The organism is Pseudorhodoplanes sp. (assembly GCF_059499825.1).
Window position 1 is genome coordinate 1 of record NZ_JCABZI010000020.1, and the last position, 24881, is coordinate 24881.

Genomic DNA, 24881 nt, shown 5'->3' on the forward strand with positions numbered 1-24881 from the left:
GATGAGCCAGACCGTCGCCCATATGGACGAGATGACCCAGCAGAACGCGGCGCTCGCCGAGGAAAGCGCCGCCAGCGCCACCTCGCTTCTGAACCAAATTCAGCATCTCGATGGAATGGTCGCGACCTTCTGCACCCATGCTTCCGCAAACGGCGCGAAGGCAAAACCCGTGCAATCGATGGGCCGTCGCGCCGCTTGAATTAAAGCGCTTCCGGCTTGGGTTAAATCGATTGTGACGTGATGGACGGCTCGGGGCCTGGTTCAACGTCAGCGTCGAAGAGGTCGGCGATGGCACGAGCATTGAGCGACGATCTTCGCGGGCGGGTTTTGAAGGCCTCGACGGCTGGTTTGTCGGCCCGTCAGACGGCGGCGCGGTTCCCCGCTGTCGTCGAAGTGCGAGAGACCATCGCCGACTTCCATGCCATGGTCCGCAGGAGGGACGACGCCGATCTTGGATCATGGATCGACCGCGCGCTTGGCAGGCTCGTCGCCACCTTCGGCCGCGGCATCGTCAAGGACGAGGCGGCCGTGCGAGCCGCGATCGGGCTGCCATGGTCGAACGGGCAGACCGAAGGTCGGATCACCAGGCTCAAATTCGTCAAAAGGCAGATGTACGGCCGCGGGAAGATCGATCTCCTCCAAGCTCGGCTGATCGGCGCGTCGACGCCCTGAGCTGCAGCGAAAATGCGTCAGCCCCAAAATTGGACGCAGATCCCCCGCCTCACGGGGTCGAACTTGCACGCCGAAACACAATCATGCGCGTTGAGACCATCTTCTGCGTCTCGCGGGAATAGGTGCGCACGATCGGGATGCGGCTATAAGCGAGCCACATCTGCAGGACCTTCGCCACGACGGGCAGGCCGTGAAGCTTGATCACCTTGTAGCTCCAGTCGATCAGATTAGCTTCGCCAGGATCAACCGCAGCGGGATGACAGCCTGCGCAGGCAGCCGGATACGTCGCAAATCCGCTGCTCATCAGACGGCTTCAACAATGGTCACGTTCGCGCTTCCGCCCGCCTCGCACATTGTTTGCAGACCGAAGCGCCTCGAGGTGGCTCGCAGGGCGTGGACGAGTGTCGCCATCAGCTTAGTCCCGCTGGCACCCAAGGGGTGGCCGAGCGCGATGGCGCCGCCGTTGACGTTGAGCCGGGACGGGTCGGCGCCGGTAAGGCTTAGCCAGGCGAGCGGAACCGAGGCGAACGCCTCGTTAACCTCGAACAAGTCGATATCCTCGATACGCATACCTGCTCGGTCGAGCGCACGGCGGGTCGCATGGATCGGCTCTTCCAACATGATCACCGGGTCACCCGCGCTAACGAAGAGATGGTGGATGCGGGCCATGGGCACGAGGTGGTGATCCCTCACGGCCCGCTCGCTGGCAATGAGGATGCCCGAGGCTCCGTCGCAGATCTGGCTTGCGTTGGCCGCGGTCGTTAATCCGCCCTCGGTGAGCGGTCTTACGGCAGCGATACCGGCGAGCGAGGCATCTGTCCTAATACCCTCGTCGCGCTGGTGAACGCTGCCGTCGGGTAGGGCGAGGGTGACGATTTCTTCCGCAAAGGCCCCCGTCATCGAGGCGGCCGAGGCCTTACGATGGCTTTCGAGCGCATAACGGTCGAGGTCGTCGCGGGACAGTCCATGCTTGCGAGCCAACATTTCCGCCCCTTCGAACTGGCTGAACCCGGACACGCCGTAGCGGTTGGCGATACGTGGGCTGATCGGCCCTGTTCCCATGCCCGCCTGCCGATATAGCTCGACGTTGCTGAACATGGGCACGCGGCTCATGCTTTCGACGCCGGCCGCGATGACAAGATCCTGCGTCCCCGACATCACGGCTTGGGCGGCGAAATGGACCGCTTGCTGGGAGGACCCGCACTGGCGGTCGATCGTTACGGCCGGCACGCTGTCGGGCAGTTGCGAGGCCAGCACGACGTTGCGCCCCAGTGCGAAAGCCTGCTCGCCGCCCTGCGTTACGCAGCCGACTATCACGTCGTCGATGGCGGCAGGATCAATTTCGGTCCGCGCGACCAAGGCATTCAGGATCTCGGCGCCGAGATCGGCCGGGTGCCAGCCCGCGAGCTTGCCGCCGCGCCGGCCGCCGGCTGTGCGCACGGCATCCACGATATAGGCCTCCGCCATTGTCCATCTCCTTTCGCCAGTTGGGCTGCCGCCCGGCCGAGTGTCAGGCCGGCGCCATCCGGATCGCCCCGTCGAGCCGGATGGTCTCGCCGTTGAGCATCGGATTGGCGATGATCGCCTCGACCAGCATCGCGAATTCGTCGGGATCGCCCAGGCGCGGCGGGAACGGCACCTGGCGGCTAAGCGAATCCTGCGTCTCCTGCGGCAAGGCCGCGAGGAGCGGAGTAAGGAAAAGCCCCGGTGCAATGGTGGCGACGCGAATGGCGTGGCGCGCCAGCTCCCGCGCGATCGGCAGCGTCATGGCGACGATGCCACCTTTCGAAGCGGCATAGGCGGCCTGGCCGATCTGGCCGTCGAAGGCCGCGACCGAGGCCGTGTTGACGATGACGCCACGCTCGGCTCCGATCGGCTCGGCCCGATGCAGACGGGCGGCGAATTTCGACAGCACGTTGAAGCTGCCGAACAGATTGACCATGACGATCTTCGCGAAGGCATCGAGCGGCAGGGGAGAGCCGTCCCGCGCGACCACTTTTGCCGGCGCGCCGATGCCGGCGCAGTTCACCAGGATGCGCGCGATGCCATGGCGACGTTCGGCCTCGGCCAGCGCGCTCGCGATCCCGTCCTCGTCGGTCACGTCGACGCGGATGAATTGGCCGTCGATCGACCGCGCCGCCGCCGGGCCCATGGCTTCATCTCGATCAAGGATCGTGACCCGGGCCCCCGCCGCCGCCAGCCGCTTGGCCGTCGATCCGCCGAGCCCGGAGGCTCCGCCCGTCACGATCGCCGCTACGCCGTCCGCTTTCACCGCTTGCCCTCTTCGTTCGGCCGTCGGGCGCGGCGAGACGGCCGACGCGTCGCATTCGGCTGAGCCTGCGGCGCTGAGGCCGGTGCCTTCAGAATGCCGTCGAAGATGATGCGGATGACGGTATCGGCGAAGGATGCGATGCGAACCGGATCGCGCAGGTCGATGTCGTAGATGTCCTCGACCATCGCCTTCAGGCCGAAGGTCAGCGAGGCGGCCGACGTGATCACATTGGTGACGTCGTGCACGGGAAGGTCGGGGATTGCCTTGGCCGCGATCGCCTCGCGCACCACGTCATCGAAGACATGGTAGCCGGCCGCGAAATAGTTCTCGACCAGCCAGGTCAGGCGCGGGCTGCGCACCGTTCCCTCGTGCACTGCGATCCTGACGAAATCCGGATTGCGCGCATTGGCCTCGATCAGCCGCCGGATCAGCGCTTTCAGCTTATCAAGCGGGCCGAGGCCGGCGAGATCGCGCGCCGCGGCGCGGAAGAGCGCGCCGCGGCGCTTCATCATCCGCCTGATCGCCTGCTCCCAGAGATTCGATTTCGAGCCGAAATGATAATGCACCATCGACTGCGAGAGACCCGCCGCCTCGGCGACGGCGCCCGTCGTGACAGGATCGTAGCCATGGTGAGCGAACAGTTTGATCGCGGCGTCGAGCAGGAGCTCCCGCGTCCGGTGTGTGGAGCCCGCTTCGTCGCGGCGCGGCCGGCCGGGAGGGCGCCTGCGCGGTGGGATCTTCGCGGGGCGAGGGCGTGAGGCGTCGTCCGTCATGGCTCCGGCGGCGTGGCTGGCGGGAGCGAAAAGCTTAATCCGGGAGGAGGTCGAGACCATAATCAATTACTCTATTGATTATTTTGCAAGGTGCAATAAGCTGATCGTAACGGGCGTCAAACGGCCTGAAATCAGAGGGAGGACGACGATGATCTCACGCCGCACATTCGCGGCTTCGGCGCTCGCAATCGCCGCGGGGGGCCGCCGCACCGCATTCGCCGCCGAGGGAGCGGTCAAGATCGGCGTGCTCAGCGACATGTCGGGCATCTATTCGGATTTCGGCGGTCGCGGCTCGGTGGTCGCGGCGACCATGGCGATCGAGGATTTCGGCGGCTCGCTGCTGGGGAAGCCGGTCGAGATCGTCTCGGCCGACCATCAGAACAAGGCCGATATCGGCGTCGGCGTCGTCCGGCGCTGGTATGACGCCGAGGGCGTCGATGTCGTCGTCGACGTTTTGAACTCGGGCCTCGCCCTGCCGGTCCAGGCCTTGGCGCAGGAAAAGAAAAAAATCGTCGTCTTCTCCGGCCTGAACAACAAGGATCTGAGCGGCAAGTTGTGCTCGCCGCACGGCTTTGTTTGGGGCTACGACAGCTATGCGCTCGGCAAGGGCGCGGCGACCGGCATCATGAAGGCCGGCGGAAAATCCTGGTTCTTCATCACGATCGACTACTCATCCGGGCATACGCTCGAGCAGGACACCGTCTCGGTTGTGAGGGCCAATGGCGGCGCCGTGGTCGGAACGGTCCGCTATGCTCTCGGCACCAAGGATTTCGCCTCCTTCATCCTGCAGGCGCAGGCCTCCAAGGCCGACGTGATCGCGCTCTCTACTGGCGGCGCCGACACCCAAGCGATGATCAAGCAGGCGGCCGAGTTCGGCGTCAGCCAGCGAATCGTGCCGCTGTTCTTCACGACGATGGATATCCAGGCGCTTGGCCTGCAGAGCGCCCAGGGCGCGCCGGTGGTGACCGATTTCTACTGGGACCAGACCGATGCAACCCGCGCCTGGTCGAAACGGTTCCAGGCCCGCCATGGCGGGCGCATCCCGACGGATGTCCAGGCGACGGTCTACAGCAGCACCCTGCATTATCTAAAGGCAGTGAAACAGGCCGGCAGCAAGGATACCGGCGCGGTGCTGGCGGCTTTCAATGGGCTGCCCGTCGATGATTTCATGACCAAGGCCGCTAGCATCAGGCCGGATGGGCGCCTGCTGCGCGACATGTATTTCGGCGAGGTCAAGAAGCCGTCGGAATCGACCTCGCCGGGCGACACGTTGAAAATTCTCACGACCATTCCGGGAGTGGAGGCCTTCCGTCCGGCGTCCGAGAGCGAATGTCCACTGCTGAGGCGATGAACGTGCGTAGGATCGGGACGGCGGCGCGATGATCAGCAAGCTTCTGATCGCCAATCGCGGCGAGGTTTCGATCCGCATCGCCCAAGCCGCAGCCGAGCTTGGCATCATAAGCGTTGCCGTTTTTTGCGCGGAGGACGCAGCCTGCCTGCATGTGGCGCGCGCCGACGAGGCTCTCGCACTGCCGCATTCGGGCGCGGCTGCCTATCTCGACGGCGCCGCCATCGTCGCGGCCGCCGTTGCGGCCGGCTGTGACGCTTTGCACCCGGGCTACGGGTTCCTCTCGGAGAATGCCGGTTTCGCCCGAGCCTGCGCTGACGCCGGCCTGATCTTCGTCGGTCCGTCGCCGGAGACGTTGGAGCTGTTCGGCGACAAGGCCGCGGCGCGGCGGCTTGCGCTGGAGGTCGGCCTGCCGCTGGCCCGCGGCACCAGCCGGGCGACCTCGTTCGAAGAGGCGGATGCGGAGATGGCCGCGCTTGGCGGTCCGGTCATGGTCAAAGCTCTGTCCGGCGGCGGCGGACGCGGCATGCGGGTGGTTGAGCGCCGCGAGGACCTGCCGGACGCATTCAGGCGGGCGGGCTCGGAGGCGCTCGCGGCCTTCGGCTCGGACGCGCTCTATGTCGAAGAGCTGATCCGCCCGGCGCGCCATATCGAGGTGCAGGTGATCGGCGACGCGACCGGTGCCATCCTGCATCTTGGCGAGCGCGAATGCAGCCTGCAGCGCCGGCACCAGAAGCTGATCGAGATCGCGCCCGCCCCGCATCTTGCCGCACCTATGAGGCAGGCTCTGTGCGACGCCGCGCTGACGCTGGCGCGCGCCGGACGGGTGACCAGCCTAACGACGATCGAGTTCCTCGTCGACGACAAGGCCGGGCGCTTCGTTTTCATGGAGGCCAATCCGCGCCTTCAGGTCGAGCATCCGGTGACGGAGGAGGTCATGGGGATCGACCTCGTCAAGACGCAGATTCGACTGGCTTGCGGCGAGAACCTTGCCGAGCTCGGCCTGTCTCAAGAGGCGGTCGTCGCGCGAGGCATGGCAGTGCAGGCGCGCATCAACATGGAGCGCGTCGTGGCGGACGGCTCCGCCCTGCCGACGGGGGGCGCGCTGTCGGCCTTCGATCCGCCGGGCGGCGCCGGCATCCGCGTCGAGAGCTTCGGCTACAGCGGCTACCGGACGACGGCGAGCTTCGATTCCCTGCTGGCCAAGCTGATCGTCTTCGCGCCGTCCGGCCGCTGGGAGGACGCGCGCGCCAAGCTCGAACGGGCGTTGGGCGGCTTCCGCATCGCCGGCGTCGAAACCAATCGCGGCTTCCTGATGAGCCTGCTTGCCGACGCCGAGGTCGCCGCCGGCGCCTTCGACACGACGCTGGTCGGGCGCAAGGCAGGGGTGCTCGTGGCGGCCCAGCCCGGCATCTCGCGCTTCGCCGCGCAGGCTACGCCCAACCGCGCGGCGGCCGACGCAGACGAGCCTCTCGCCATGGCGGACGGGCTGGAGCGCGTCGTCTCGCCGATGGGCGGCCTGCTCGTCGCCATCGATGTCGCCGTGGGCGATGCGGTCGAGGCGGGCGCACGCTTGGCCGTGATCGAGGCCATGAAGATGGAGCACCTGCTGACGGCGCCGATCTCCGGCACGGTTCGCAGCGTCCATGGCGTTGCGGGCGCCGCCGTCGCAATGGGCGAGACCATGATCGTCATCGAATTAGGGACAGTCACTGGTACGCCTGCCAATGCCATGGCCCCTGAAGACGTCGAGGCCGCTGCTCATCTCGGCGAACTGCGCGCGAAACGGGCAGGCCTGCTCGACGAGGGCCGGTCCGACGCCGTGGCGCGGCAGCGCAAGCGCGGCGCGCTGACGGCGCGTGAGCGCATCGCCCGGCTATGCGACGAGCGAACCTTCACCGAATTCGGCGGCCTGATCCGCGGCGAGAAACTCACCCGCGAGGCTCCGGCCGACGGCGTCGTCACCGGCTCGGCACGCGTTGATGGTCGGCCGGTCATGGTGATCGCCCAAGACTTTACCGTCTTCGGCGGCAGCTCCGGCCATCTCGGCGGCGCCAAGATGGAGCGCGCCGCAACCCTGGCGAAGACCCAAGGGATCCCGCTGGTCATGCTGCTCGACGGTGGCGGACACCGCATCCAGGACGGCCAGAGCTCGCGTGCCTATGCGGCGGCCGTCACCATCTTCCACGAATTCGCGCGCATGACCGGCTGGGTGCCAATGGTCTCCGCTGTGCTCGGTGCGGGCTTCGCGGCCAACACCAACTACAGTGCCATGGCCGATTTCGTGGTGATGGTGAAGGGGCGCTCGACGATGGGGCTGGCCGGTCCGGCGCTGGTGCGGGCCGGTACCGGCGAGGAAGCCACGGCCGAGGCCTTGGGCGGGACGGCCGTGCAGGTCGATGCGCAGGGCCTGGCCGATTTCGGGGCCGACAGCGAGGAGGCCGCGCTCGACGCGATCCGGCGCTTCCTGTCCTACCTGCCCTCCAATGCGGGCTTGCCGTCGCCAATGCTGTCGTCGCCGCCGGGAGCCCCGGAGTCCCTGAGCCTCGAACGCCTCGTGCCGGCGAATACGCGCCGCTCCTACGACATGGGCGCGGTCGTGGCGGGCCTCGTCGATCCCGGCAGCGTCTTCGAGCTCAAGCCGAGTTTTGCGCGCAACATCATAACAGCCTTCGCGCGGCTCGGCGGCCGTTCGGTCGGCGTCATCGCCAATCAGCCGCTCGTCAAAGGCGGCATGCTCGATGCCGACGCTTGCGAGAAGGCGGGTCATTTCATCGCGCTTTGCGACGCGTTCGGCCTGCCGCTGATCTATCTCGTCGACATTCCCGGCCTTTCGATCGGCAGCGGCGCCGAGCGCTCGACGCTCGGCCGGCGCAGCGCCAAGATGCTGTTCGAACTCGGCCACGCCACGGTGCCGCGCATCTCCGTCATCCTGCGCAAGGGCTACGGGCTCGGCTATCTCGCCATGGCCGGCGGGCGCAGTTTCGACGCCGACGCCTGTTTCGCCTGGCCGACGGCCGAGATCTGCGCGATGTCGGTCGAAGGCTCCGTCGATGTCGCCTATCGCAAGGACTACGAGACCGCGCCCGATCCGAAGGCGCGCCGGCAGGAGTTGATCGACGCCATCCGCGCCGGCATCGGGTCGGTCAAGGCAGCCGAGGGTTTTGGCATCGACGACGTCATTGAACCCGACGAGACCCGCGCGAGGCTGATCGAGGTGCTCGAACGGGCGCCGGCGCGCAGACGCCGTGACCTGCCGCCGAAAATTCGCGCGATCGCGCCGATCTGAAATGATGGTCGCGGCAGGACTACCGTGGAAGAGGCGTGCCGATGAGCGATGATATCCTTCATGCGCCGGCCCGCGATTGCGTGCTGCGCGATGTGCTCGACCGGTTTGCGGATGAAACGCCCGAGACGATTTTCGGCGTCTTCGAGGATCGCACGAGCTGGACCTTTGGCCAGCTTCGCAGCGAGGTCCGCGGCGCCGCACATGCCCTGCGAAAGCTCGGCGTGGCGCAGGGCGACCATGTCCTGGTCTGGCTGCCGAGCGGCCGCGATGCCCTGAAAACCTGGTTCGCGATCAATTATCTCGGGGCCGTCTACGTCCCGATCAACACCGCCTATCGCGGCCGCATTCTCGCGCACGTCGTGGCGAATTCGGACGCGGCGGTCGCGGTCGTCCATGCCGATCTCGTCGCGCGCCTGGCCGACATCGACAAGGCCCGGCTCGAACGGGTCGTCGTGCTCGGCGGCACAGCCGAGGCGATAGACGGCCTCGAGCTCCTAGAAGCCTCGGCGCTGGGCGCGGCGAGCGATCTCCCTGTCCCGATTGAGCGGCCGATCGCGCCTTGGGACACGCAGGCGATCCTCTACACCTCCGGCACGACCGGCCTATCCAAGGGGGTGCTCTCCTCATATCTGCACCTGCATGCGATGGGCGAGGGCTTTCCCCTGGTAGATGGCGGCGACCGGTTCTTGGTCAACCTGCCGCTATTCCATGCCGGCGGCACCGGGCCGGTCTATTGGATGCTTTGCCGCGGCGGCTCGATTGTGCTCGTCGCCTCTTTCAGGACGGAGCAGTTTTGGCCGATCGTCCGCGAGACCGGCGTCACCACGCTCATCCTGCTCGGCGTCATGGCCGGATTCCTAATGAAACGGCCCGATGACGGCGCCTCGGCCGGCCACCGGCTGCGTTCGGTCGTCGCCTTGCCGCTCGATGAGGGCGCCATCGCCTTCGGCCGGCGCTACGGACTGCGCTGGATGACCATCTTCAACATGACGGAGGTGTCCTGCCCCCTGGTGTCGGGCGAAAATCCGGACGTAGCGGCAAGCGCAGGTCGGCCGCGCGCGGGCGTCGAGGTCCGGATCGTTGACGAGAACGATATCGCTGTGGCGCCGGGCGAGATCGGCGAGCTGATCGTGCGCACCGATCGGCCATGGGCGTTGAATCATGGTTACTACAAGGATCCCGAGGCCACCGTGCGCGCCTGGCGCAATGGCTGGTTCCACACTGGCGATGGCTTCCGCGTCGACGAGGCGGGCGAATTTTTCTTCGTCGACCGCATGAAGGACGCGATCCGACGGCGTGGCGAGAACATCTCCTCCTTTGAGGTCGAGGCGGAAATCTGCGCCCATCCCGCCGTGCGGGAGGCCGCCGCCGTCGCCGTGCCGAGCGATGTCGCCGAGGACGACGTGTTGGTCGCGGTCTCGCTGGTGGAGGGCGCGCTTCTCGATCCGCTGGAGCTCATCGATTTCTTGCGCCCGCGCATGGCCCACTTCATGATCCCGCGCTACATCCGCGTTCTCGACGATCTGCCCAAGACGCCGACGCAGAAGGTGCAAAAGCATATCCTTCGCAGCGCCGGAGTGACGCCGGAAAGTTGGGACAGGGAAGCCGCTGGCGTCACCATCAAGCGCGACAGGATCGGCCGAACCATGGAAGGCGGCGGTTCGGACACACCCGCGCGAGACCAAGACCCGATTGCGACGGTCCCGGAAAGAAGCACGAGATGACGGATGCCGGGACCGCGTATGATCCCGTAGAGAACCGACTGCAGCCTCAAGGACCGTTGGCGGGCTTGCGGCTCGTCGAGTTCGCGGGGATCGGTCCCGGCCCCTTCGCCTGCATGTTGATGGCGGACATGGGTGCCGACATCGTTCGGATCGACCGGCCGGGAGGCGTCGATCGGTATGCGGACGGCATCGTCGCCCGGGGCCGCAAGACAGTGGTACTGGATTTGAAGTCCCCCGAAGGCATGAACGCCGCGCTTGATCTCGTAGTGCGCGCGGACGCCCTCGTCGAGGGGTTCCGACCCGGCGTGATGGAACGCCTCGGACTGGGACCGGAGGTCGTCCTGGCCCGCAACTCCCGGCTCGTCTACGGCCGGATGACGGGTTGGGGACAGGTCGGGCCCTTGGCCCATGCTGCTGGGCACGACATCAATTACATCGCGATCACCGGGGCATTGTCGGCGATCGGGGTTCGCGATCGACCTATGCCTCCGCTCAATCTCGTCGGCGATTACGGTGGCGGCGCGCTTTATCTCGTGACGGGGGTGCTTGCTGCGCTCTTGTCCGCGGCGCGGACGGGGCAGGGGCAGGTCGTCGACGCGGCGATCTGTGACGGCGCCGCCTCTCTGATGTCGACGGTCCACGACCTTGCGGCGAGGGACGAATGGTCGGACCATCGCGAATCCAACATGCTCGACGGGGGTGCGCCGTACTATCGGACATTCGAATGCTCGGACGGAAAGCATGTGGCCGTCGGCGCGATCGAACCGAAGTTCTACGAGCTGCTTTGCGTCGAGGCCGGAATCGAAACGGGCGACGTGGACGAGCGCGACGACGTCCGCCGGCGTCCTGCCCTGCACGCTCGCCTCGAGTCCGTGTTCAGAACTCGTTCAAGAGATGATTGGGCTCGGACGTTCGAAGGGTCGGATGCGTGCGTCGCACCGGTGCTGATGCCCTCGGAGGCCATGTCGCACCATCACATGGTCTCGCGTGGGTCGTACCTCGTCGTCGACGGGGTGGCACAGCCGGCGCCTGCCCCTCGATTTTCTGGCACGCCCTCAAGGGTGGGCGTCAAGCCTCAATCGGTTTCGGCGGCGGAGGCGATCACGGCTTGGGGGCGTCGACCTGGATGACCATGAGAAGGCTGCGACGTGGACTTCCATGGGTACGTCCTTCGGCTCAAAGTCGCCGGGGCCTTGGGACGTATCGGCAAAAGCGATGGTCTGGATCGAAAAAGGGCGAGTTTGCTCGTTGGAACCTAACCCCTAAAGATATCTCACGTTCACCAGGAAAGAGACAAAGGGAACAGACACTCGCCAACGAGCTTGCGTCGTCGAGAGGCATCCGAGGAGCCGTTTGAGCTCTGAAACTGGCACTGGGCGGCGCATTTCTGGCAGCCGACGGCGCTAAGCTGGTGGGTGCGGCGATGATAGCGGAAGCCTTCGTTCAAATCGGCGTCGGCCAATGGCGTCTGATCGTCGTCGGCGTCATAGAGGTGGCCGGTGTGCAATTGGGCTGTTCATACCCGGATGGACCGCACTGGCCGCGTTGGGCCTTCCTCGTCATGCTCGGTGCCATCGCCGCTCACGTCTTCTTCTTACCGACCGGCGTTGTACCCGCCGCGGAGCTCGGCGTGCTGGCGCTGACGCTGGTGTATCTCCGCCGCGATGAGCTCTCCGGACCCCACGATAGCTTCGAAGAGACGGCGGGAGATCAGCGCGTCGAGCCTCGCGCCGAAGCGGATGAGAAGTTGCGAGCGGGCGGTGTCGAACAAACCCATCGTCGCCAGTGTGATCGTCAGGATCAGGGTCAGCATCACCAAAGTAGTAACGATCTCGCTGACCAGGACGGGGTTATAGACCTGCATCAGGTAGAGCGGCGAACTAAGATAAGGCAGATTGATCGCGCTGCTGAACAGCCCGGCCATCGCAAAGCGGAGCAGGGCTCGCTCATGCAGGGCAGGGAAGGTCTTAAGGACCTGCAGTCGCGTTGGACCGAGGACACAATGCTCGACGACAAGCGGCGCCGCAACGGCACGGTGTCAGTCAACATCATCCTGTCGATGCCGCCCGGGACCGATCCGATCGCTGTGAAAGATGCCGTTCGGGCGTTCGCGATCGAGACTTTCGGAGCTAACCACGACTTCGTTTTTGTCCAGCATCTCGATGACAAGCACCCCCATGTGCATCTGACGGTTCGCTCGCAGGGCTACAATGGGAAGCGCCTGAATCCGCGAAAGGCTGATCTGGCGACGTGGCGCGAGCGGTTCGCTGGCGAGCTTCGCTTACGTAGCGTCGCGGCTGAGGCGACGCCGCGGCGGACGAGAGGAAAGGTGCGCAAGCTCGACAAGGCGACGGTGGTGGCGCGGCGTCGTTCCCGAGACTGACAAGGGTGCGCGAGACGATGTCGTCCGGCGGCGAAAGCGGGCGGCGCCGGCGTTCGGCCATGGGAGATAAAGGCTCGTGAGCGGCAGGCCAAAATTCGAGCCCAGTACCTGGCTCATGCCAAGGAGCTCGAGCGGACCGGGAAGGGTTAGCGATCGTGCGCTTGCGATTTCCGGCCGACCTGAGTCGAGTGGGGGATTCACACGGTGGCGCTGATCTGATTCACGGTACTGGCTGGATGGAGGCCGGCATGGATGGGCAAGCCGTTGTCGATGGATCTGCGGTCGCGGGCGCTGGCCGCGGTTGACGAGGGGATGAGTTGCCGGGCTGCGGCGGTGCGGTTCGGTGTGGCAGCCGCGACGGTGATCCGGTGGCACGTCCAGCGCCGCAGCACGGGCACCTATGCCGCCAAGCCGCAGGGTGGGGAGACGCGGTCGCGGCGGATCGAGGCGCATCGGGAGACGGTGCTGGCGCTACACGAAGCACGGCGCGACATCACGCTGGACGAGTTGCGTCGCGAACTGGGCCAAGCGGGCGTGACGGTGGCGATCTCGACACTGCACCGCTTCTTCGCACGTCACGGGATCACGCGTAAAAAAGGTCGGGCACGCGATTGAGCAGGACCGTGCCAACGTCCTGAGCCAGCGCGAGGCTTGGTTCGATGGCCAGCTCGACCTCGATCCCGAGCGGCTGGTGTTCATCGACGAGACCTGGACAGCGACCAACATGACGCGCAGCCACGGTCGCTGTCGGCGGGGCGAGCGGCTGCGAATGGGCTACCCGCACGGCCATCGCAAGACGACCACGCTGGTCGCCGGTTTGCCGCATGACGGGCATGGTCGCGCCGATGGTGCTCGACGGCCCGATCAACGGCGACTGGTTCGAAGCCTATGTCCGACAGGTCCTCGTGCCCGACCTCGGACGCGGCGACGTGGTCATCATGGACAACCTGTCCAGCCACAAGCGGGCCAGCGTCCGCGAGGCTATCGAAGCCGTCGGCGCCCGCCTGCTGTTCCTCCCGCCCTACAGCCCCGACTTCAACCCGATCGAGAAGGCATTCTCCCGCCTCAAGGCCATGCTCCGCAAGGCCGGCGAGCGGACCGTGTTCGGGCTCTGGTCCCTTATCGGCAATCTGGTCGCCTGTTCCAGCCGTAGGAATGCGCCAACTACTTCAGCTCGTGCGGCTATGATCCGGACTGATCGGAATCCGCTCTAGGGTGCGGAAATTCGTAGCGAAGATGCCGGATCCGGAAACGCGGCGGGAGCAGCTTACGCGAGAGTTGGCGAGAGATGCTCAGCGCTCTCGGACGGACAGAAGCGCGCATGACGTCAATGACAAAAAGCGCTGACTTATCGCATCCGTGCTGGCGCTAAAGGACATATTCCTGTCGGTGCAAGCTAGAAATGGCACCGTGCGCGCAAAGTTGAGATGACACTTTCGCGTTGGATGAGTCGCTGACGGTCAGGATTTCCTAGGGCGAAGCTGGTCAGGGTTGCATCGCCCTAGGAAATCCGGATGATAAGTCAATAGTGATTTATCATCAAGACCGGAACATGTGTCGGGCGTCCTGCCCCTGACGGCGTGGAGCCTTGGAAGATCTCGTGTTTTCTCGTTCCGCTTGTTGTTCTGCTATGTAAGCAAGCACTGATCCGAGGCGCTTGTTCTCGACGATCGCCGCCTGGTCGACCTTCTGCAGCTTGTCGAAGATCCGGTAGGGCAGGCTCATGCCGCAATGTTTGATCGCCAGCGTTCCATCCGGGTAGTCGATTACAGTGACGCGCTGGCGGGCGAGGGGACGCGTCAGCGGGCTCGGCTCAAGCATGAAGAGGATCTTGTCATATTGCAGTGTCAGGTTGTTGGAGACGGTGCGCTCCTCCTTCCAGGCCATGGCGTCATTCATGTTTAGATTGTCCGAGATCGACCGGTGTGAATCGACCTTATCCAACGGCTCTTTTCCGAATTTTGAGTTATACTGAAACAGGAAACGGCCTAGAAAATCGTTGGCCGCATCGACCGTTGACACGCCTTCGAGCCTCAGTTCCTTGACCAGGCGGTCCTGAAGGGTGCCGAACGATCGCTCTACGCGCCCTTTAGCTGATGGCGTATTGGCGCAGATGATGTCGATGTTAAGTTCGTGCAGTGCTCGGCCGAACTGGGTCATGCCGCTGCCACCCGCTGCATCGCGGTTGTTGACCCGGAAGATCGCATGCTTGTCTGAATAGAACGCGATCGGCCGGCCGTGTTTGGCGATGTAGGCCTTCGTCTGCCGCATGTAGTCGAAGCCTGATTCCGAAGCGACGAAAGCGGCATGCTGCAAGCGACTCGTGGCATCATCGATGTAGGCGAGCAGGGTGCATTCGGGACCGCGGTTCTCGAACCAGTGATGAATCGAGCCGTCGATCTGCACCAGCTCGCCGACACGTTCACGGCGGTATCGTGGTTGGTGGACAGAAGGCAGCCGCTGTCGGCGATCCAGCCAGAGACCGTCTTCAATCATCCATTTGCGCAGGGTCTCGCGTGAGACGTGACACCCATGGAGCTCGCTCAGCTTCTCGCTAGCGAGCGTCGGCCCAAAATCGGCGTAGCGCTCTTTGACTAGCAACATGGCGAGCTCACGCACTTGATTCGGTAGGCGGTGATTGCTGGGGTGACCTCTGCGTTTTGAGATCAAGCTGGCCGAACCGTGTTCTCGAAAGCCGGCCAGAATCCGAAACACTTGGCGGCGCCTCAAGCCGAGGAGGCGTGTCGCATCGGCGATCGTGACTCGACCGGCTTCGATATTGAGAAGCATGTCGAGCCGGGAAAACTCCTTCTTGCTCATAGAGATGACCGTCATGCCACACGACCTCCGCAACCCTCGAAACGCGGTGGAGTGTAGTTTGAACTTTGCAGAGGGGTGTCATCTCAATATTGCGTCTACAATTCCGATTCGCATAATCAAGATTATGGAACTACGTCGGCAATTTGTCTTCGCCACTAAAACTTTTTAGCGGTGCTGATATACACGATGTTCCAAGGCAAACGGATTTTTATTGGAAATCTCGCGTCTTCACCTTGATGGTATCGATGTGCAGGTCGCGAACGTAGATGTCCCTTGTGCGCAGGCCTTTCGGTGGGAGGTCGCGCGGATCGGGCGTGGAGCTTCCGTGATGAAACTCGTCGCCACGTCCGTGCCTCATCTGAAGAGGCCTAGCCATCTCGCCGACGCTTGCAAGCTCGCTCGAAAAGTCGGTCAAACGCTGAACCACGAGATGAACCACTTCCCCCTCGCGCTGGATCCGGCCCCTGACCGCAAGCATCCCGGCCGAGAGGATGACGCGCCTATTCAGTTCGAACACCTTTGGCCAGACGACGAGATTGGCGATGCCCGACTCGTCCTCGATCGTGATGAACATGACGCCCTTGGCGCTGCCGGGACGCTGTCGGACGAGCACAAGGCCTGCCGCCTCGATCCAACGCCCGTCGCGCGACGTCATCGCGGCGGCGCAGGTCACGATGCGCCGCCGCGCAAGGTCCTTCCGCAGGAAGGAAACTGGATGATCCCGCAGCGTTAAACCGACATGGGAGTAATCCTCGACCACCTCGCCGCCGGCCGTCATCGGACGAAGCACCACCTCCGGTTCGTCCAGTTCAGGGATGACTGATTGATCGCGGACCGAGGCTGCGGCGAACAGAGGCATCGGCTCGTCCCGCAACCCCTTGATCGCCCATAGGGCTTCCCGCCGTGCAAGTCCCAGCCCTGGCCGAAACGCGTCGGCCTCGGCCAATTGCGCCAAGGCCGACGCCGGTACCACTGCCCGCCGCCAAAGGTCATCCATCGACTGAAATGCAAGCGTGGCCCGGGTCGTCACCAGGCGACCTCCGTGCGCGTTTGCGAGGCCTTTCACCATTCGAAGCCCGAGTCTGACCGCGAACCGATCCTCGTCAGAGGTCGGCTCCAAGGTGCAGTCCCAGCGCGAGGCGTTGACGCAGACCGGCCGAACCTCGACGCCGTGCTGCTGTGCATCGCGTACGATCTGCGCCGGCGCGTAGAAGCCCATCGGCTGAGCATTCAGCAGCGCCGCGCAGAACACGTCCGGGTGCCAGCACTTGAGCCAGCTCGAGGCGTAGGCGATGAGCGCGAAGGACGCCGCATGTGACTCTGGAAAGCCATAAGAGCCGAAGCCCTCGAGTTGCTTGAAGGTACCTTCGGCGAAGGCGCGCTCGTAGCCATTGGCGACCATGCCATCGATCAGCTTGTCCTTGAACGACGAGACCCCGCCGGTGAACTTGAATGTCGCCATCGACTTGCGCAGCATGTCGGCCTCGCCAGGCGTGAAGCTGGCGCATTCGATCGCGACCCGCATGGCCTGCTCCTGGAAGAGCGGCACACCGAGCGTCTTGCCTAGAACCTTCTCCAGCGCCGGTGTCGGGTAGTGGACCGGCTCCTGGCCGGACCGACGGCGCAGGTAGGGATGCACCATGTCACCCTGGATCGGCCCCGGCCTGACAATTGCGACCTGGACGACGAGGTCGTAGAAGGTCCGGGGCTTGAGCCGCGGCAGCATCGACATCTGCGCCCGGCTCTCGATCTGGAAGGTGCCGAGCGTGTCGGCCTTGCGGATCATGGCGTAGGTGCGCGGATCCTCGGCGGGGATCGTCGCGAGGTCGAGCGTGATGCCCTTGTGCTCGGCGAGAAGGTCAAGGCCGCGCTTCATGCAGCTGAGCATCCCGAGCGCCAGCACATCGACCTTCATGAAGCGCAGCGCGTCGATGTCGTCCTTGTCCCACTCGATGACCTGGCGATCGGCCATGGCGGCAGGCTCGATCGGCACGAGCTCGTCGAGCCGATCATGCGTCAGGACGAAGCCGCCGGGATGCTGCGACAGGTGTCGCGGCGCGCCCATCAGCTGCCGGGCAAGATCGAGCGCGAGGAGGAGGCGGCGATCGGGAACGAGCTTGAGGTCCTTGACCTCCCTCATACCGACACCGTCCTTCGAGAACGTCCAGACCTGTGACGATAGCGTCCTGATCAGATCCTCGGTGAGGCCGAGCGCCTTGCCGACGTCGCGGAGCGCGCCCTTCGAGCGATACCGGATCACGGTCGAGCACAGCGCGGCCCGATCGCGACCGTAGGTCTCGAACACCCATTGGATCACGATCTCGCGGCGCTCGTGTTCGAAATCGACGTCGATGTCGGGTGGCTCGCGCCGCTCCTCAGAAACGAAGCGCTCGAACAGCAGGTCGTTGCGGCCCGGGTCGATCGAGGTGATGCCGAGCACGAAGCAGACGGCGGAGTTCGCGGCGGAGCCACGGCCCTGGCACAGGATCTCCTGCGAACGGGCGAAGCGGACGATGCTGTTCACGGTGAGGAAATAAGGCGCATAGGCGAGCTTGGCGATCAGCCGCAACTCGTGCTCAAGCGCCTTGCGGACGCGGTCGGGTAGTCCTTCCGGATAGCGCGCCTGCGCCCCTTCCCAGGTCAACCTTTCAAGCGTCTCCTGCGGGGTCAGCGCCGGGTCGTCGCGTTCCTCGGGATATTGATAGGCGAGCTCGTCCAAGTTGAAGCGGCATCGCTCCACTATCTCGCTCGTTCGCGATAGAGCCTCCGGGTAGCGTTGGAAAAGGCGCTGCATCTCCTCGGGCGGCTTGAGGTAGCGGTCGGCGTGCCGCTCGCGCCGCTGTCCAAGTTCGTCGATGGTGACGTTGTGGCGAATGCAGGTGACGACGTCCTGCAGCATGCGGCGGCCCGGCTCGTGGAAAAGGACGTCGTTGGTCACCACCGTCGGGACCCCCATGCGAGTTGCGAGGTTCGACAGATCATGCAGGCGCAGTTGGTCGTTGGGCCTACGCTGCAGCGTCAACGCCAAGAAGGCGCGATCGCCGAAGGCGTCGCGAAGCCTGCGAAGACGGACGCCGCAGATTTGGTCGGCCTGATCGGGGACCAGAACCACGATCAGGCCTTCGCCATAGGCGACAAGGTCGGCCCACTCAAGCACGCAGCGCGCCTTGCCGCCGCGCTTTTTGCCATGGGTCAAAAGACGGCAGAGCCGGGAGTATGCGGCTCGATCCGTCGGGTAAACCAGGACCGACATCCCCTCAAAGAGGTCTAGGCGACAACCGACGATGAGCCGTACGCCGGTCGACTTGGCCGCCTCATGCGCCCGGACGATGCCCGCCAGACTGTTGCGATCGACCACGGCCAGCGCCTTGATACCAAGCACTGCGGCTGTGGCGAAGAGCTCATCGGCCGAGGACGCTCCGCGCAGGAAACTGAAATGCGAGGTGACCTGCAGCTCGGCGTATCGGGTGAGCGCGGTCATCCGAAGATCCCATGGATGAACCACCGGTGCGACCCGGTGCCCGGGTTCTCGCCGTCGCCGGCACGATAGATCCAGTAGCGCTCGCCGGCCTCGTCCTCGACGCGGAAGTAGTCGCGCACGGCCGAGAGCTCGGCATCGCGGCGCCACCACTCGCCGAAGATTCGCTCGGGCCCATCTGCACGCTTGACGCGGCGACGGACGCCGCGCCAGATGAACGTCACCGGCGGATGGTCGGGCAGCAGCGCGACCGTCTCGATCGGCTCTGCCGGTGCCAGAAGCCGCGAGGGTCGAGGCCACTCGCCGTTCCAGTTCTCGCCGGTCGCGGTCGCCATCGGCAGTACCTTGCGGACGGACCGTTCCGGGACATCGCTGGCAATGGCGGCGATACGATAGAGCCGGCGCTCCCCGACCCGGTTGGCGAGCGTATCGATCAGGCCGGAAACGTCCGGTATCGCGGCCTCAACCAGCGAGGCAACGTGCTGTGTGTTGGCTAGGGGCTCGGCCAGCGTCGCCGCAAGTGACATGATCTCGATCCCGAACCCAGGGTCGATCGTCTCGATCTTTTCAGTGAGCAGGCGCGTCAGCCGCCGGATGTGGCGAACCGGCGCGGCGGTCATCACTCGAACCGCTTCGGTGCGGCTATCGACGCGCTCGCAGATCAGGTCGAGATGCCTGACGCCTAGGCCTCTGGCCTCGAGCCGCTGGCAGAGGTCGCCCACGAGCTTACCGATATATCGAGCGATCGTTTCTGCCGCCCCGATCGGCTCAGCGAAGGCGCGCCGGACCTCGATGATGTCGGGCGGCCGGATCGGCTCGATAGGCTCACGCACCATTCCCAGAGCCTGGTCGAGCCTACGGTTCAGTTCGGGACCAAAGCGCAATATCAACGGCGCGCGCGGTTGGGCGAGAAGATCGGCGGTTGTGCTGAAGCCTAACGCCCGCAGACCCGCGACGATGTCTGGCGCCAAACGCAATGCTGCAATCGGCAACCGCCCGATCGCATCCTCATGGACGCCGTGATCTACGATGACGAGGGAGGCCGCTCCGTACCGCGCCAACCCATGGGCGATGCCCCAAGTGTCGGCGACGGCAGCACGAGCATCGAAGCCCGACGCCGCCAACCTCACGATCAGGCCCTCCAACATGGCCTCCTCGCCGCCGCGAAGGTGGTCGGCGCCGGTGGTGTCCAGAACGACGCCATCTGGCGGGTCCGCCGCGACGATGGGGGAATAACGCAGCATCCAGCCCGCCAGCGCGTCGAGCGATTTCAGATCGCCCGCGAGGTCGGCGTCTTCAAGCGTCAGCCCGGGCACCAGGACCTGCGCCCTGGTCGCGGGCATGCCGATGCGCACGCCGGCCTGCCGAGCCACGCTATCGGCAGCGACGACGACGCGTCGGCGTCCGTCATGGGCAGCAAGAGCCAGCCCACCCTCAAGCTGAGGCGAAGCGGCGCCAGATCTCCTTTTCCACCGGTCGGTTGGCCAGGTCGGGAGGTAGAGCGAGACGACCCGTGCCATCGCAGGCCTCCAGTTCGAAATCGGCGCTTTCGCCGGCGCGGCAACGGATAAGTTCGATCAGCCATCGCGGTCGCCCTACGCCGGGCACCGGAAGTGGAGCGGACGGCAGAGTGGAAACCCGCCACCGCGTCACCGCGGCTGTCGGTTGTCCGAAATCGACCGCGTCCGCCTGTCGCCGCCATCGGCGGATAGCCAGCGCGATCGTTCCTGAGCCCTCGGCTGCGAGTTGAAGTCGCCGCGAGGCCGTGATCGACAACCGCCCGATTTCGCCAACGACGGCACCCAGCCCACCATGACGCAGGCCCTCCTCGGCGCAGGCTAGAACCGCTTTGTCGTCGCCGGCTTCGACGTAAATCACGCGATCTGCGGCAAGGCCGACCTGCGCGATCGCCGGGGCGAACAGGTCGGTGCGTGTGAGGCACCAGAGGACTTTGCCCGTCGTCCGTGCCGCTATGCCGGCGACGAAAAGCGCGGCCGCCGCCCCGTCGGTGGCGCCGTTGCCACCCCCGGCGACTTCATGCAGCGCGCCGAGCTCCAACCCCTTTGCCGGCAGCCGCTCGTCGAGTGCGCGAAGACCGAAGCTCAGTACCTGCCGCTGGCGGGATGGCCCACCCTGGATCCGGTCGATTTGCTCCCGAAGGCGCGCCATGACGGGCTCGCAAGCCACTTGATCTCGCTCCTGAATTATGTTCGCTTTTTGTTCTTTCTAACGGCGTGCGAGTCAAGACACGCAAATGCAACACGCCACGCGACCGCTGAGCGAAGAGCGTTCAGTGAACCTCCACCAATCAGCGGCGTTGTCGGCTCACCCTCGTCGAGATCATGCGCATGCCCACCCCCTCGTTCCGCTTTCCCGGCGTTCTGAATTCACAGGAGCTTCTCATTGCCGAAGCGATACTTGCCCGAGCGTCGAACGCGTTGGGCCTCGAGCGCACGGACGCCGTTACGGATAAGGACGCGGCGAAGGCGCGCCTTGGCGGGATCGTCGTGCGGTTGATGTCGGATCGATCGAGATCCATCGGCGATCTATCGGCCGCCGCCGTCGAGGCGTTCCTCGGAGCTGGCGAACTCACCTAATTCCATCTTCCCGCCACCGTCAGGTTCGCAGAAGAGCGCTACGACAACGGAGCAAGGTCATCCTTTTTGCCGCCCCGCTGAACCGTCGTCAGCGCGCCATCCGGCAACGGCCGCTGCAGCGCCTTGGCCTGGTCCCATGACGCCGTCATCCACATCTCGATTTCCCAGGGCTCGGTCAGGATGACCGGCATCGCCTTGGGATGAACGGCGCCGACTTCGGCATTCGGGTCTGTCGTGAGAAAGGCGAACAGGTCCGTCGTCTCCACGCCGTTCTTGATCTTGCGAACCCCGGTCCATCCCGCAGTCCAGATTCCGGCGAAGAACGCGAGCGGGCGGTCCTCCGCGAGGGCGAACCAGACATCGAGCTTCGACCCATGGTGGAACTCGCTGAAGCTGGTGAGTGGGACCACGCAACGGTTCGCCGGACCAAGCCAGGGCTTCCAGTGCGACGAAGTGGTCTTGCGAACGTTGGTGGTTCCGCCATCGGGCTCAATCCGCAAGAGCTCGTCGAAGTCGACGGCCTTCCCCTTGGCCTCCAGCTTGCCGGCCCGCTTCTTCGCCAACTCGAAGATCGCCTTCTTCGACGACGGCATGCCCCATCGCACCATGGCGAGTTCTCGCGTGCCATCGAGAGCATTCCGGACGATCGGCGCTGGGTAATCCGGAAAGATGCCGGGCAGTGGCGGCAGATTTCCGGTCGTGTCGCGCATGGCCCGGGCGAGCGCGACGATGGCGGCCTGGCCCTTGGTCAGGCTATAGAGGTTGCACATGAGAAGCTCCTGGCTCGCCCGACGCCATGCATTCAATCAGCATCTCGACCAAGAGGCGACAGCATTAATCTAGAGCGAGGGCGGCGCCGGATACTCTATACCGCGCGCCAGGTTGCTCGGCTCGCGCGAGAGCGCTGCGACGCCGACGCGGCTGGTTTTGTGGAGGCGACTCCATCCGGGTGGACGCGAGAACAGGCCTTGTTCCCGGTCGCTCGAAGGGAGCACGTCCCGACAGCGAGTGGGAATTCACCCCGCTTCCAGCGCCCACTGCGCATATGGCGTATTATTGGCCAATTTCCGATTGAGGTCTGGCGCCCCGTCGTCCCACCATACCGGCCCGCGCTCTCCGAGCGCAATTTTAGCGGCATCGACCTCGGCCCTTGCCAGCTTCAAGTCGCCTTGACCCGCCTTGGCGTATCTGACGGCCCGCCGGGCATCCATCAGCTGGCTGACCAACTGCTGCCGCTTCGCCTCGGCGATCGCAGGGTTCGTCGCTCTCCACAATCTGCCCGCGACCATAAAGTAACGGCCGTCGGGCGTCGTCGGGTAGATCCTATCGGCCAATCTGTGTGTCTCCCTGTCGGTGATGCTCGGTGCATTCATGGACTTGCCGTCAAAGCGCGTGCCGAGCCGCTATCCGCGTTTGACCCTCGCGCGCTGATGGACGCCGTCAACGCAGCAGGCCATCAGCGTCGAAGGCGTCCCAGCCTTCCAACGGAGTTCGCGTAATGTCGCCGCTGGTAGTGCTGATACCGCTCGCCATGCCCCGACTTTTCGCCGCACGCGCAAGTGCAGCCTTGCCAGCGGCGCGTCGTCGGTTCTCGGCCGCCTTGCGCGCATCGTCCTCGCGCCAGACGATCGGAAGGTCTTGGTTGAGGACGTCCTCGATGTAACGCGGGTCGAACACATGGAACGTCACGGCCTTAGCGCGACCACGCAGTTTCACGGTGCGCGTTCCGGCGCTTTTCAGGCGCCCGTCATCAAGCCACTTGTGGCGCTCCCGCGCGGACATCGAAAGGATGTCCTCCACTTCGCGCGGGATGATCGGCAAAGCTTCGATCCCGTCCAGCGCGTTGGAGATGATCTTCGAGGCGGCGTTGAACGCGTCCTCCTCGGCGTTATCCATGCGTAGGACGATGCGGCCGCTCGTAGCGGCGACGCACGTCCTCGATGTCCAAGGAAGGCGACGTCGAAGCTGCTGCTCGATCCCCTTCAGCCGCATGGAAGAGCCCAGCGTCGCCGCGGACGGCAGAGGCCATTCGGCGATGAGCCCGGGTGTTGCGTCGGAGGCAGGCTTCTGGGAAGGCGTCATGCTGACGGGGAATCGAGAGAACGAATGTTAAACATCAGCCGATCACGCCTGTTCCGCTTCTGCGATGATCAATGCCTCGTCTGCGTCATAGCAGCCGCGGCTGGACGGCCGGTTTTGCCGGGACACCTTGCACGTCCCCGCGTCGGGCCAACTCCGTCTCGGCACTGAAGCGCAGGTCGATATCACGATCGGAGGCCAACTCACGCAGTGAACCTATCGTGATATCGTCCCAGTTCTTGCCCCGATCAGGCCCCGACGGCACGCGCGGCAGAAGTCCGGGCTGGCGGCTCCAGGCCAGAAGCTGCTCAAGCGAGGTCTGGTTTAGCATGTCGCGCAGATTGTGCGCGGTGACATAGGCATCGGGCATGGCGCGATGCGCCGGAAGCCCGATCTCATGGATCAGCCCGGCCGGCCTGCGCTGATAGCGCAGGAGTTGGTTCGAGAACCGCGGCAGATGCGGCCAAAGCCGCAAGGCGCATTTCCAAGTGCAGATCCAGTCTGCGGCGCCGCTCAGCTTGGGAGTGCAATAGCGCTGCTCGAACGCAGCGCGATGGGCTGCCAGAGCGATGACACCGCCGTGGGGACGCAGGACGGAGGGCGCGACATCCTTCCAGAACGGCGCGCCAACGACATCCTCGTCACGTATGTGATGGACCGCCATGGTATCGGGCGAGATCGGCCGGCCGGGATTTATGAAGAATGCTCCGCGGTCCTCGTCGACGCGCCATGAGCCGTCCAACCCAAGCACGACGTCCTACCATCCGACCTCGCAGACGTCCTGCGGTCCGTTTCCGGCGGTCTCAAGGTCAATGACGCGGACGCGCGTGCTGATCATGGGCAGGAGATCACCATCGCGAGGCACCGATACAAGTCAGGAGCGACGCTCTGTCTCGGTTCGGCGCTGCGCGCGCGTTCTAGACGGAGCGCTGACCAGTGAAACGATACTCGCACGCAGCCTCCCAGGGTCCTCCGCGATATCGCCAGAGCAGCAAGCCCGTCGCTAGGGCCTGGAACGGCATGAACGAGGTCGAGAGCCTCTTAAAGATGGCCTTGGCAGTCGCCGCATCGGTCTTGTTCTGGATCGTGACATGCGGACGGAAGCCTTGCGCGTCCTGTCGGGTCAGATGCGCCGACCACCCGCCCGCGATCTCGGCCCGGAGGCGCTGGAGCTTCGGGCTGTCGATCGCGTAGGCCGTGCCTTGGCCCAGGAAGCGCAGCGACGACACGACGAGATGGAACGGCGCCTGTCTGGCCGCCACCGAAGCCAGCCCCTCGGCGATCTCGCCATGGTGATTGCCCGGCAGATGATGGAACAAGGTCAGATGGGCCGGGATGTGGTTGCGTGCAGGCGGAAAATGCCGCCTGCGCTCCGCATCGAACCTCGCGAAGCTCGTCTCGTCGAAGCGCAGCATCACGATCAGCGGGGCGTCGTCCATGCGGCTC

The 24881-nt window shown here is 64.9% G+C and carries 20 protein-coding genes and 2 pseudogenes; 9 read left to right on the top strand and 13 right to left on the bottom strand.

Annotated elements, in window-relative coordinates; translation table 11 throughout:
• Together AC5I5I_RS24060 and AC5I5I_RS24065 are read left to right on the top strand one after the other, a co-directional pair.
• Window positions 1-199 (top strand): annotated as a pseudogene (locus AC5I5I_RS24060) (hypothetical protein); the annotation flags it as partial.
• Window positions 200-288: 89 nt separating this feature from the next.
• Window positions 289-672: a hypothetical protein gene (locus AC5I5I_RS24065; protein ID WP_495977733.1), complete on the top strand. Its 384-nt coding sequence runs from the start codon at window positions 289-291 to the stop codon at window positions 670-672.
• Between the two features lie 49 nt (window positions 673-721).
• On the opposite strand, the gene AC5I5I_RS24070 is transcribed toward AC5I5I_RS24065, so the two are convergent.
• The 4 genes from AC5I5I_RS24070 to AC5I5I_RS24085 are packed head-to-tail and all read right to left on the bottom strand — an operon-like array spanning window position 722 to window position 3717.
• The gene (locus tag AC5I5I_RS24070; protein ID WP_495977386.1) at window positions 722-976 is read right to left on the bottom strand and encodes a hypothetical protein; all 255 of its coding nucleotides are present in this window, start codon (window positions 974-976) and stop codon (window positions 722-724) included.
• Window positions 976-2139: an acetyl-CoA C-acetyltransferase gene (locus AC5I5I_RS24075; protein WP_495977388.1), complete on the bottom strand. Its 1164-nt coding sequence runs from the start codon at window positions 2137-2139 to the stop codon at window positions 976-978. Before AC5I5I_RS24075 ends, AC5I5I_RS24070 begins: the two co-directional genes overlap by 1 nt.
• 43 nt (window positions 2140-2182) lie before the next feature.
• Complete coding sequence (locus AC5I5I_RS24080) at window positions 2183-2944, bottom strand: SDR family NAD(P)-dependent oxidoreductase (RefSeq protein ID WP_495977390.1); 762 nt, start codon at window positions 2942-2944, stop codon at window positions 2183-2185.
• Window positions 2941-3717 carry a TetR/AcrR family transcriptional regulator gene (locus AC5I5I_RS24085; RefSeq protein ID WP_495977391.1) on the bottom strand — a complete coding sequence of 259 codons (777 nt, stop codon included), beginning with the start codon at window positions 3715-3717 and terminating at the stop codon, window positions 2941-2943. Before AC5I5I_RS24085 ends, AC5I5I_RS24080 begins: the two co-directional genes overlap by 4 nt.
• A gap of 148 nt (window positions 3718-3865) precedes the next feature.
• On the opposite strand from AC5I5I_RS24085, the gene AC5I5I_RS24090 reads away from it, so the two are divergent.
• From AC5I5I_RS24090 to AC5I5I_RS24115, 6 genes and pseudogenes are all read left to right on the top strand, one after another.
• Window positions 3866-5068: an ABC transporter substrate-binding protein gene (locus AC5I5I_RS24090; protein ID WP_495977393.1), complete on the top strand. Its 1203-nt coding sequence runs from the start codon at window positions 3866-3868 to the stop codon at window positions 5066-5068.
• A 28-nt stretch (window positions 5069-5096) separates the two neighbouring features.
• Window positions 5097-8354: an acetyl-CoA carboxylase family protein gene (locus AC5I5I_RS24095; protein ID WP_495977395.1), complete on the top strand. Its 3258-nt coding sequence runs from the start codon at window positions 5097-5099 to the stop codon at window positions 8352-8354.
• 41 nt (window positions 8355-8395) lie between these two features.
• Window positions 8396-10078: an AMP-binding protein gene (locus tag AC5I5I_RS24100; RefSeq protein WP_495977397.1), complete on the top strand. Its 1683-nt coding sequence runs from the start codon at window positions 8396-8398 to the stop codon at window positions 10076-10078.
• Entirely contained in the window at window positions 10075-11208 is a 1134-nt protein-coding gene (locus tag AC5I5I_RS24105; protein WP_495977399.1) for a CaiB/BaiF CoA transferase family protein, read from the top strand. The genes AC5I5I_RS24100 and AC5I5I_RS24105 overlap by 4 nt, the downstream gene beginning before the upstream one ends.
• A gap of 281 nt (window positions 11209-11489) precedes the next feature.
• Complete coding sequence (locus tag AC5I5I_RS24110; RefSeq protein WP_495977401.1) at window positions 11490-12461, top strand: DoxX family protein; 972 nt, start codon at window positions 11490-11492, stop codon at window positions 12459-12461.
• 252 nt (window positions 12462-12713) lie between these two features.
• A pseudogene (locus AC5I5I_RS24115) lies at window positions 12714-13659 on the top strand (IS630 family transposase).
• A gap of 341 nt (window positions 13660-14000) precedes the next feature.
• Here AC5I5I_RS24115 and AC5I5I_RS24120 read toward each other — a convergent pair.
• From AC5I5I_RS24120 to AC5I5I_RS24135, 4 genes are all read right to left on the bottom strand, one after another.
• Complete coding sequence (locus AC5I5I_RS24120; protein ID WP_495977403.1) at window positions 14001-15296, bottom strand: ISNCY family transposase; 1296 nt, start codon at window positions 15294-15296, stop codon at window positions 14001-14003.
• Between the two features lie 193 nt (window positions 15297-15489).
• Window positions 15490-18762: an error-prone DNA polymerase gene (locus tag AC5I5I_RS24125; protein WP_495977405.1), complete on the bottom strand. Its 3273-nt coding sequence runs from the start codon at window positions 18760-18762 to the stop codon at window positions 15490-15492.
• Complete coding sequence (locus tag AC5I5I_RS24130) at window positions 18759-20279, bottom strand: DUF6504 family protein (RefSeq protein WP_495977407.1); 1521 nt, start codon at window positions 20277-20279, stop codon at window positions 18759-18761. Before AC5I5I_RS24130 ends, AC5I5I_RS24125 begins: the two co-directional genes overlap by 4 nt.
• Window positions 20194-20928, bottom strand: a complete 735-nt coding sequence (locus tag AC5I5I_RS24135; protein WP_495977409.1) for an ImuA family protein — start codon at window positions 20926-20928, stop codon at window positions 20194-20196. Before AC5I5I_RS24135 ends, AC5I5I_RS24130 begins: the two co-directional genes overlap by 86 nt.
• 173 nt (window positions 20929-21101) lie before the next feature.
• On the opposite strand from AC5I5I_RS24135, the gene AC5I5I_RS24140 reads away from it, so the two are divergent.
• On the top strand, window positions 21102-21356 hold the full coding sequence (locus tag AC5I5I_RS24140; RefSeq protein ID WP_495977411.1) for a hypothetical protein: 255 nt from the start codon (window positions 21102-21104) through the stop codon (window positions 21354-21356).
• Between the two features lie 38 nt (window positions 21357-21394).
• Here AC5I5I_RS24140 and AC5I5I_RS24145 read toward each other — a convergent pair whose 3' ends face one another.
• From AC5I5I_RS24145 to AC5I5I_RS24165, 5 genes are all read right to left on the bottom strand, one after another.
• Window positions 21395-22126 carry an SOS response-associated peptidase gene (locus AC5I5I_RS24145; RefSeq protein WP_495977413.1) on the bottom strand — a complete coding sequence of 244 codons (732 nt, stop codon included), beginning with the start codon at window positions 22124-22126 and terminating at the stop codon, window positions 21395-21397.
• Between the two features lie 246 nt (window positions 22127-22372).
• A complete protein-coding gene (locus AC5I5I_RS24150; protein ID WP_495977415.1) occupies window positions 22373-22729 on the bottom strand; it encodes a hypothetical protein in 357 nt (118 codons plus the stop codon).
• Between the two features lie 67 nt (window positions 22730-22796).
• The gene (locus tag AC5I5I_RS24155; RefSeq protein ID WP_495977417.1) at window positions 22797-23438 is read right to left on the bottom strand and encodes a hypothetical protein; all 642 of its coding nucleotides are present in this window, start codon (window positions 23436-23438) and stop codon (window positions 22797-22799) included.
• Window positions 23439-23523: 85 nt separating this feature from the next.
• Window positions 23524-24186, bottom strand: coding sequence for a DNA polymerase III subunit epsilon (locus tag AC5I5I_RS24160; RefSeq protein WP_495977419.1), 663 nt, complete (start codon window positions 24184-24186; stop codon window positions 23524-23526).
• 166 nt (window positions 24187-24352) lie between these two features.
• Window positions 24353-24874, bottom strand: coding sequence for a 2'-5' RNA ligase family protein (locus AC5I5I_RS24165; protein WP_495977421.1), 522 nt, complete (start codon window positions 24872-24874; stop codon window positions 24353-24355).
• Window positions 24875-24881: the final 7 nt, after the last annotated feature.

Bases quoted from the DNA above. Each gene is read 5' to 3' on its own strand.
- AC5I5I_RS24095 (WP_495977395.1), top strand. From the start codon at position 5,097: ATGATCAGCAAGCTTCTGATCGCCAATCGCGGCGAGGTTTCGATCCGC.
- AC5I5I_RS24125 (WP_495977405.1), bottom strand. From the start codon at position 18,762: ATGACCGCGCTCACCCGATACGCCGAGCTGCAGGTCACCTCGCATTTC.
- AC5I5I_RS24145 (WP_495977413.1), bottom strand. From the start codon at position 22,126: ATGTGCAACCTCTATAGCCTGACCAAGGGCCAGGCCGCCATCGTCGCG.
- AC5I5I_RS24130 (WP_495977407.1), bottom strand. From the start codon at position 20,279: ATGGCACGGGTCGTCTCGCTCTACCTCCCGACCTGGCCAACCGACCGG.
- AC5I5I_RS24100 (WP_495977397.1), top strand. From the start codon at position 8,396: ATGAGCGATGATATCCTTCATGCGCCGGCCCGCGATTGCGTGCTGCGC.
- AC5I5I_RS24155 (WP_495977417.1), bottom strand. From the start codon at position 23,438: ATGACGCCTTCCCAGAAGCCTGCCTCCGACGCAACACCCGGGCTCATC.
- AC5I5I_RS24085 (WP_495977391.1), bottom strand. From the start codon at position 3,717: ATGACGGACGACGCCTCACGCCCTCGCCCCGCGAAGATCCCACCGCGC.
- AC5I5I_RS24135 (WP_495977409.1), bottom strand. From the start codon at position 20,928: ATGGCGCGCCTTCGGGAGCAAATCGACCGGATCCAGGGTGGGCCATCC.
- AC5I5I_RS24065 (WP_495977733.1), top strand. From the start codon at position 289: ATGGCACGAGCATTGAGCGACGATCTTCGCGGGCGGGTTTTGAAGGCC.
- AC5I5I_RS24075 (WP_495977388.1), bottom strand. From the start codon at position 2,139: ATGGCGGAGGCCTATATCGTGGATGCCGTGCGCACAGCCGGCGGCCGG.
- AC5I5I_RS24150 (WP_495977415.1), bottom strand. From the start codon at position 22,729: ATGAATGCACCGAGCATCACCGACAGGGAGACACACAGATTGGCCGAT.
- AC5I5I_RS24120 (WP_495977403.1), bottom strand. From the start codon at position 15,296: ATGACGGTCATCTCTATGAGCAAGAAGGAGTTTTCCCGGCTCGACATG.
- AC5I5I_RS24070 (WP_495977386.1), bottom strand. From the start codon at position 976: ATGAGCAGCGGATTTGCGACGTATCCGGCTGCCTGCGCAGGCTGTCAT.
- AC5I5I_RS24090 (WP_495977393.1), top strand. From the start codon at position 3,866: ATGATCTCACGCCGCACATTCGCGGCTTCGGCGCTCGCAATCGCCGCG.
- AC5I5I_RS24165 (WP_495977421.1), bottom strand. From the start codon at position 24,874: ATGGACGACGCCCCGCTGATCGTGATGCTGCGCTTCGACGAGACGAGC.
- AC5I5I_RS24105 (WP_495977399.1), top strand. From the start codon at position 10,075: ATGACGGATGCCGGGACCGCGTATGATCCCGTAGAGAACCGACTGCAG.
- AC5I5I_RS24140 (WP_495977411.1), top strand. From the start codon at position 21,102: ATGCGCATGCCCACCCCCTCGTTCCGCTTTCCCGGCGTTCTGAATTCA.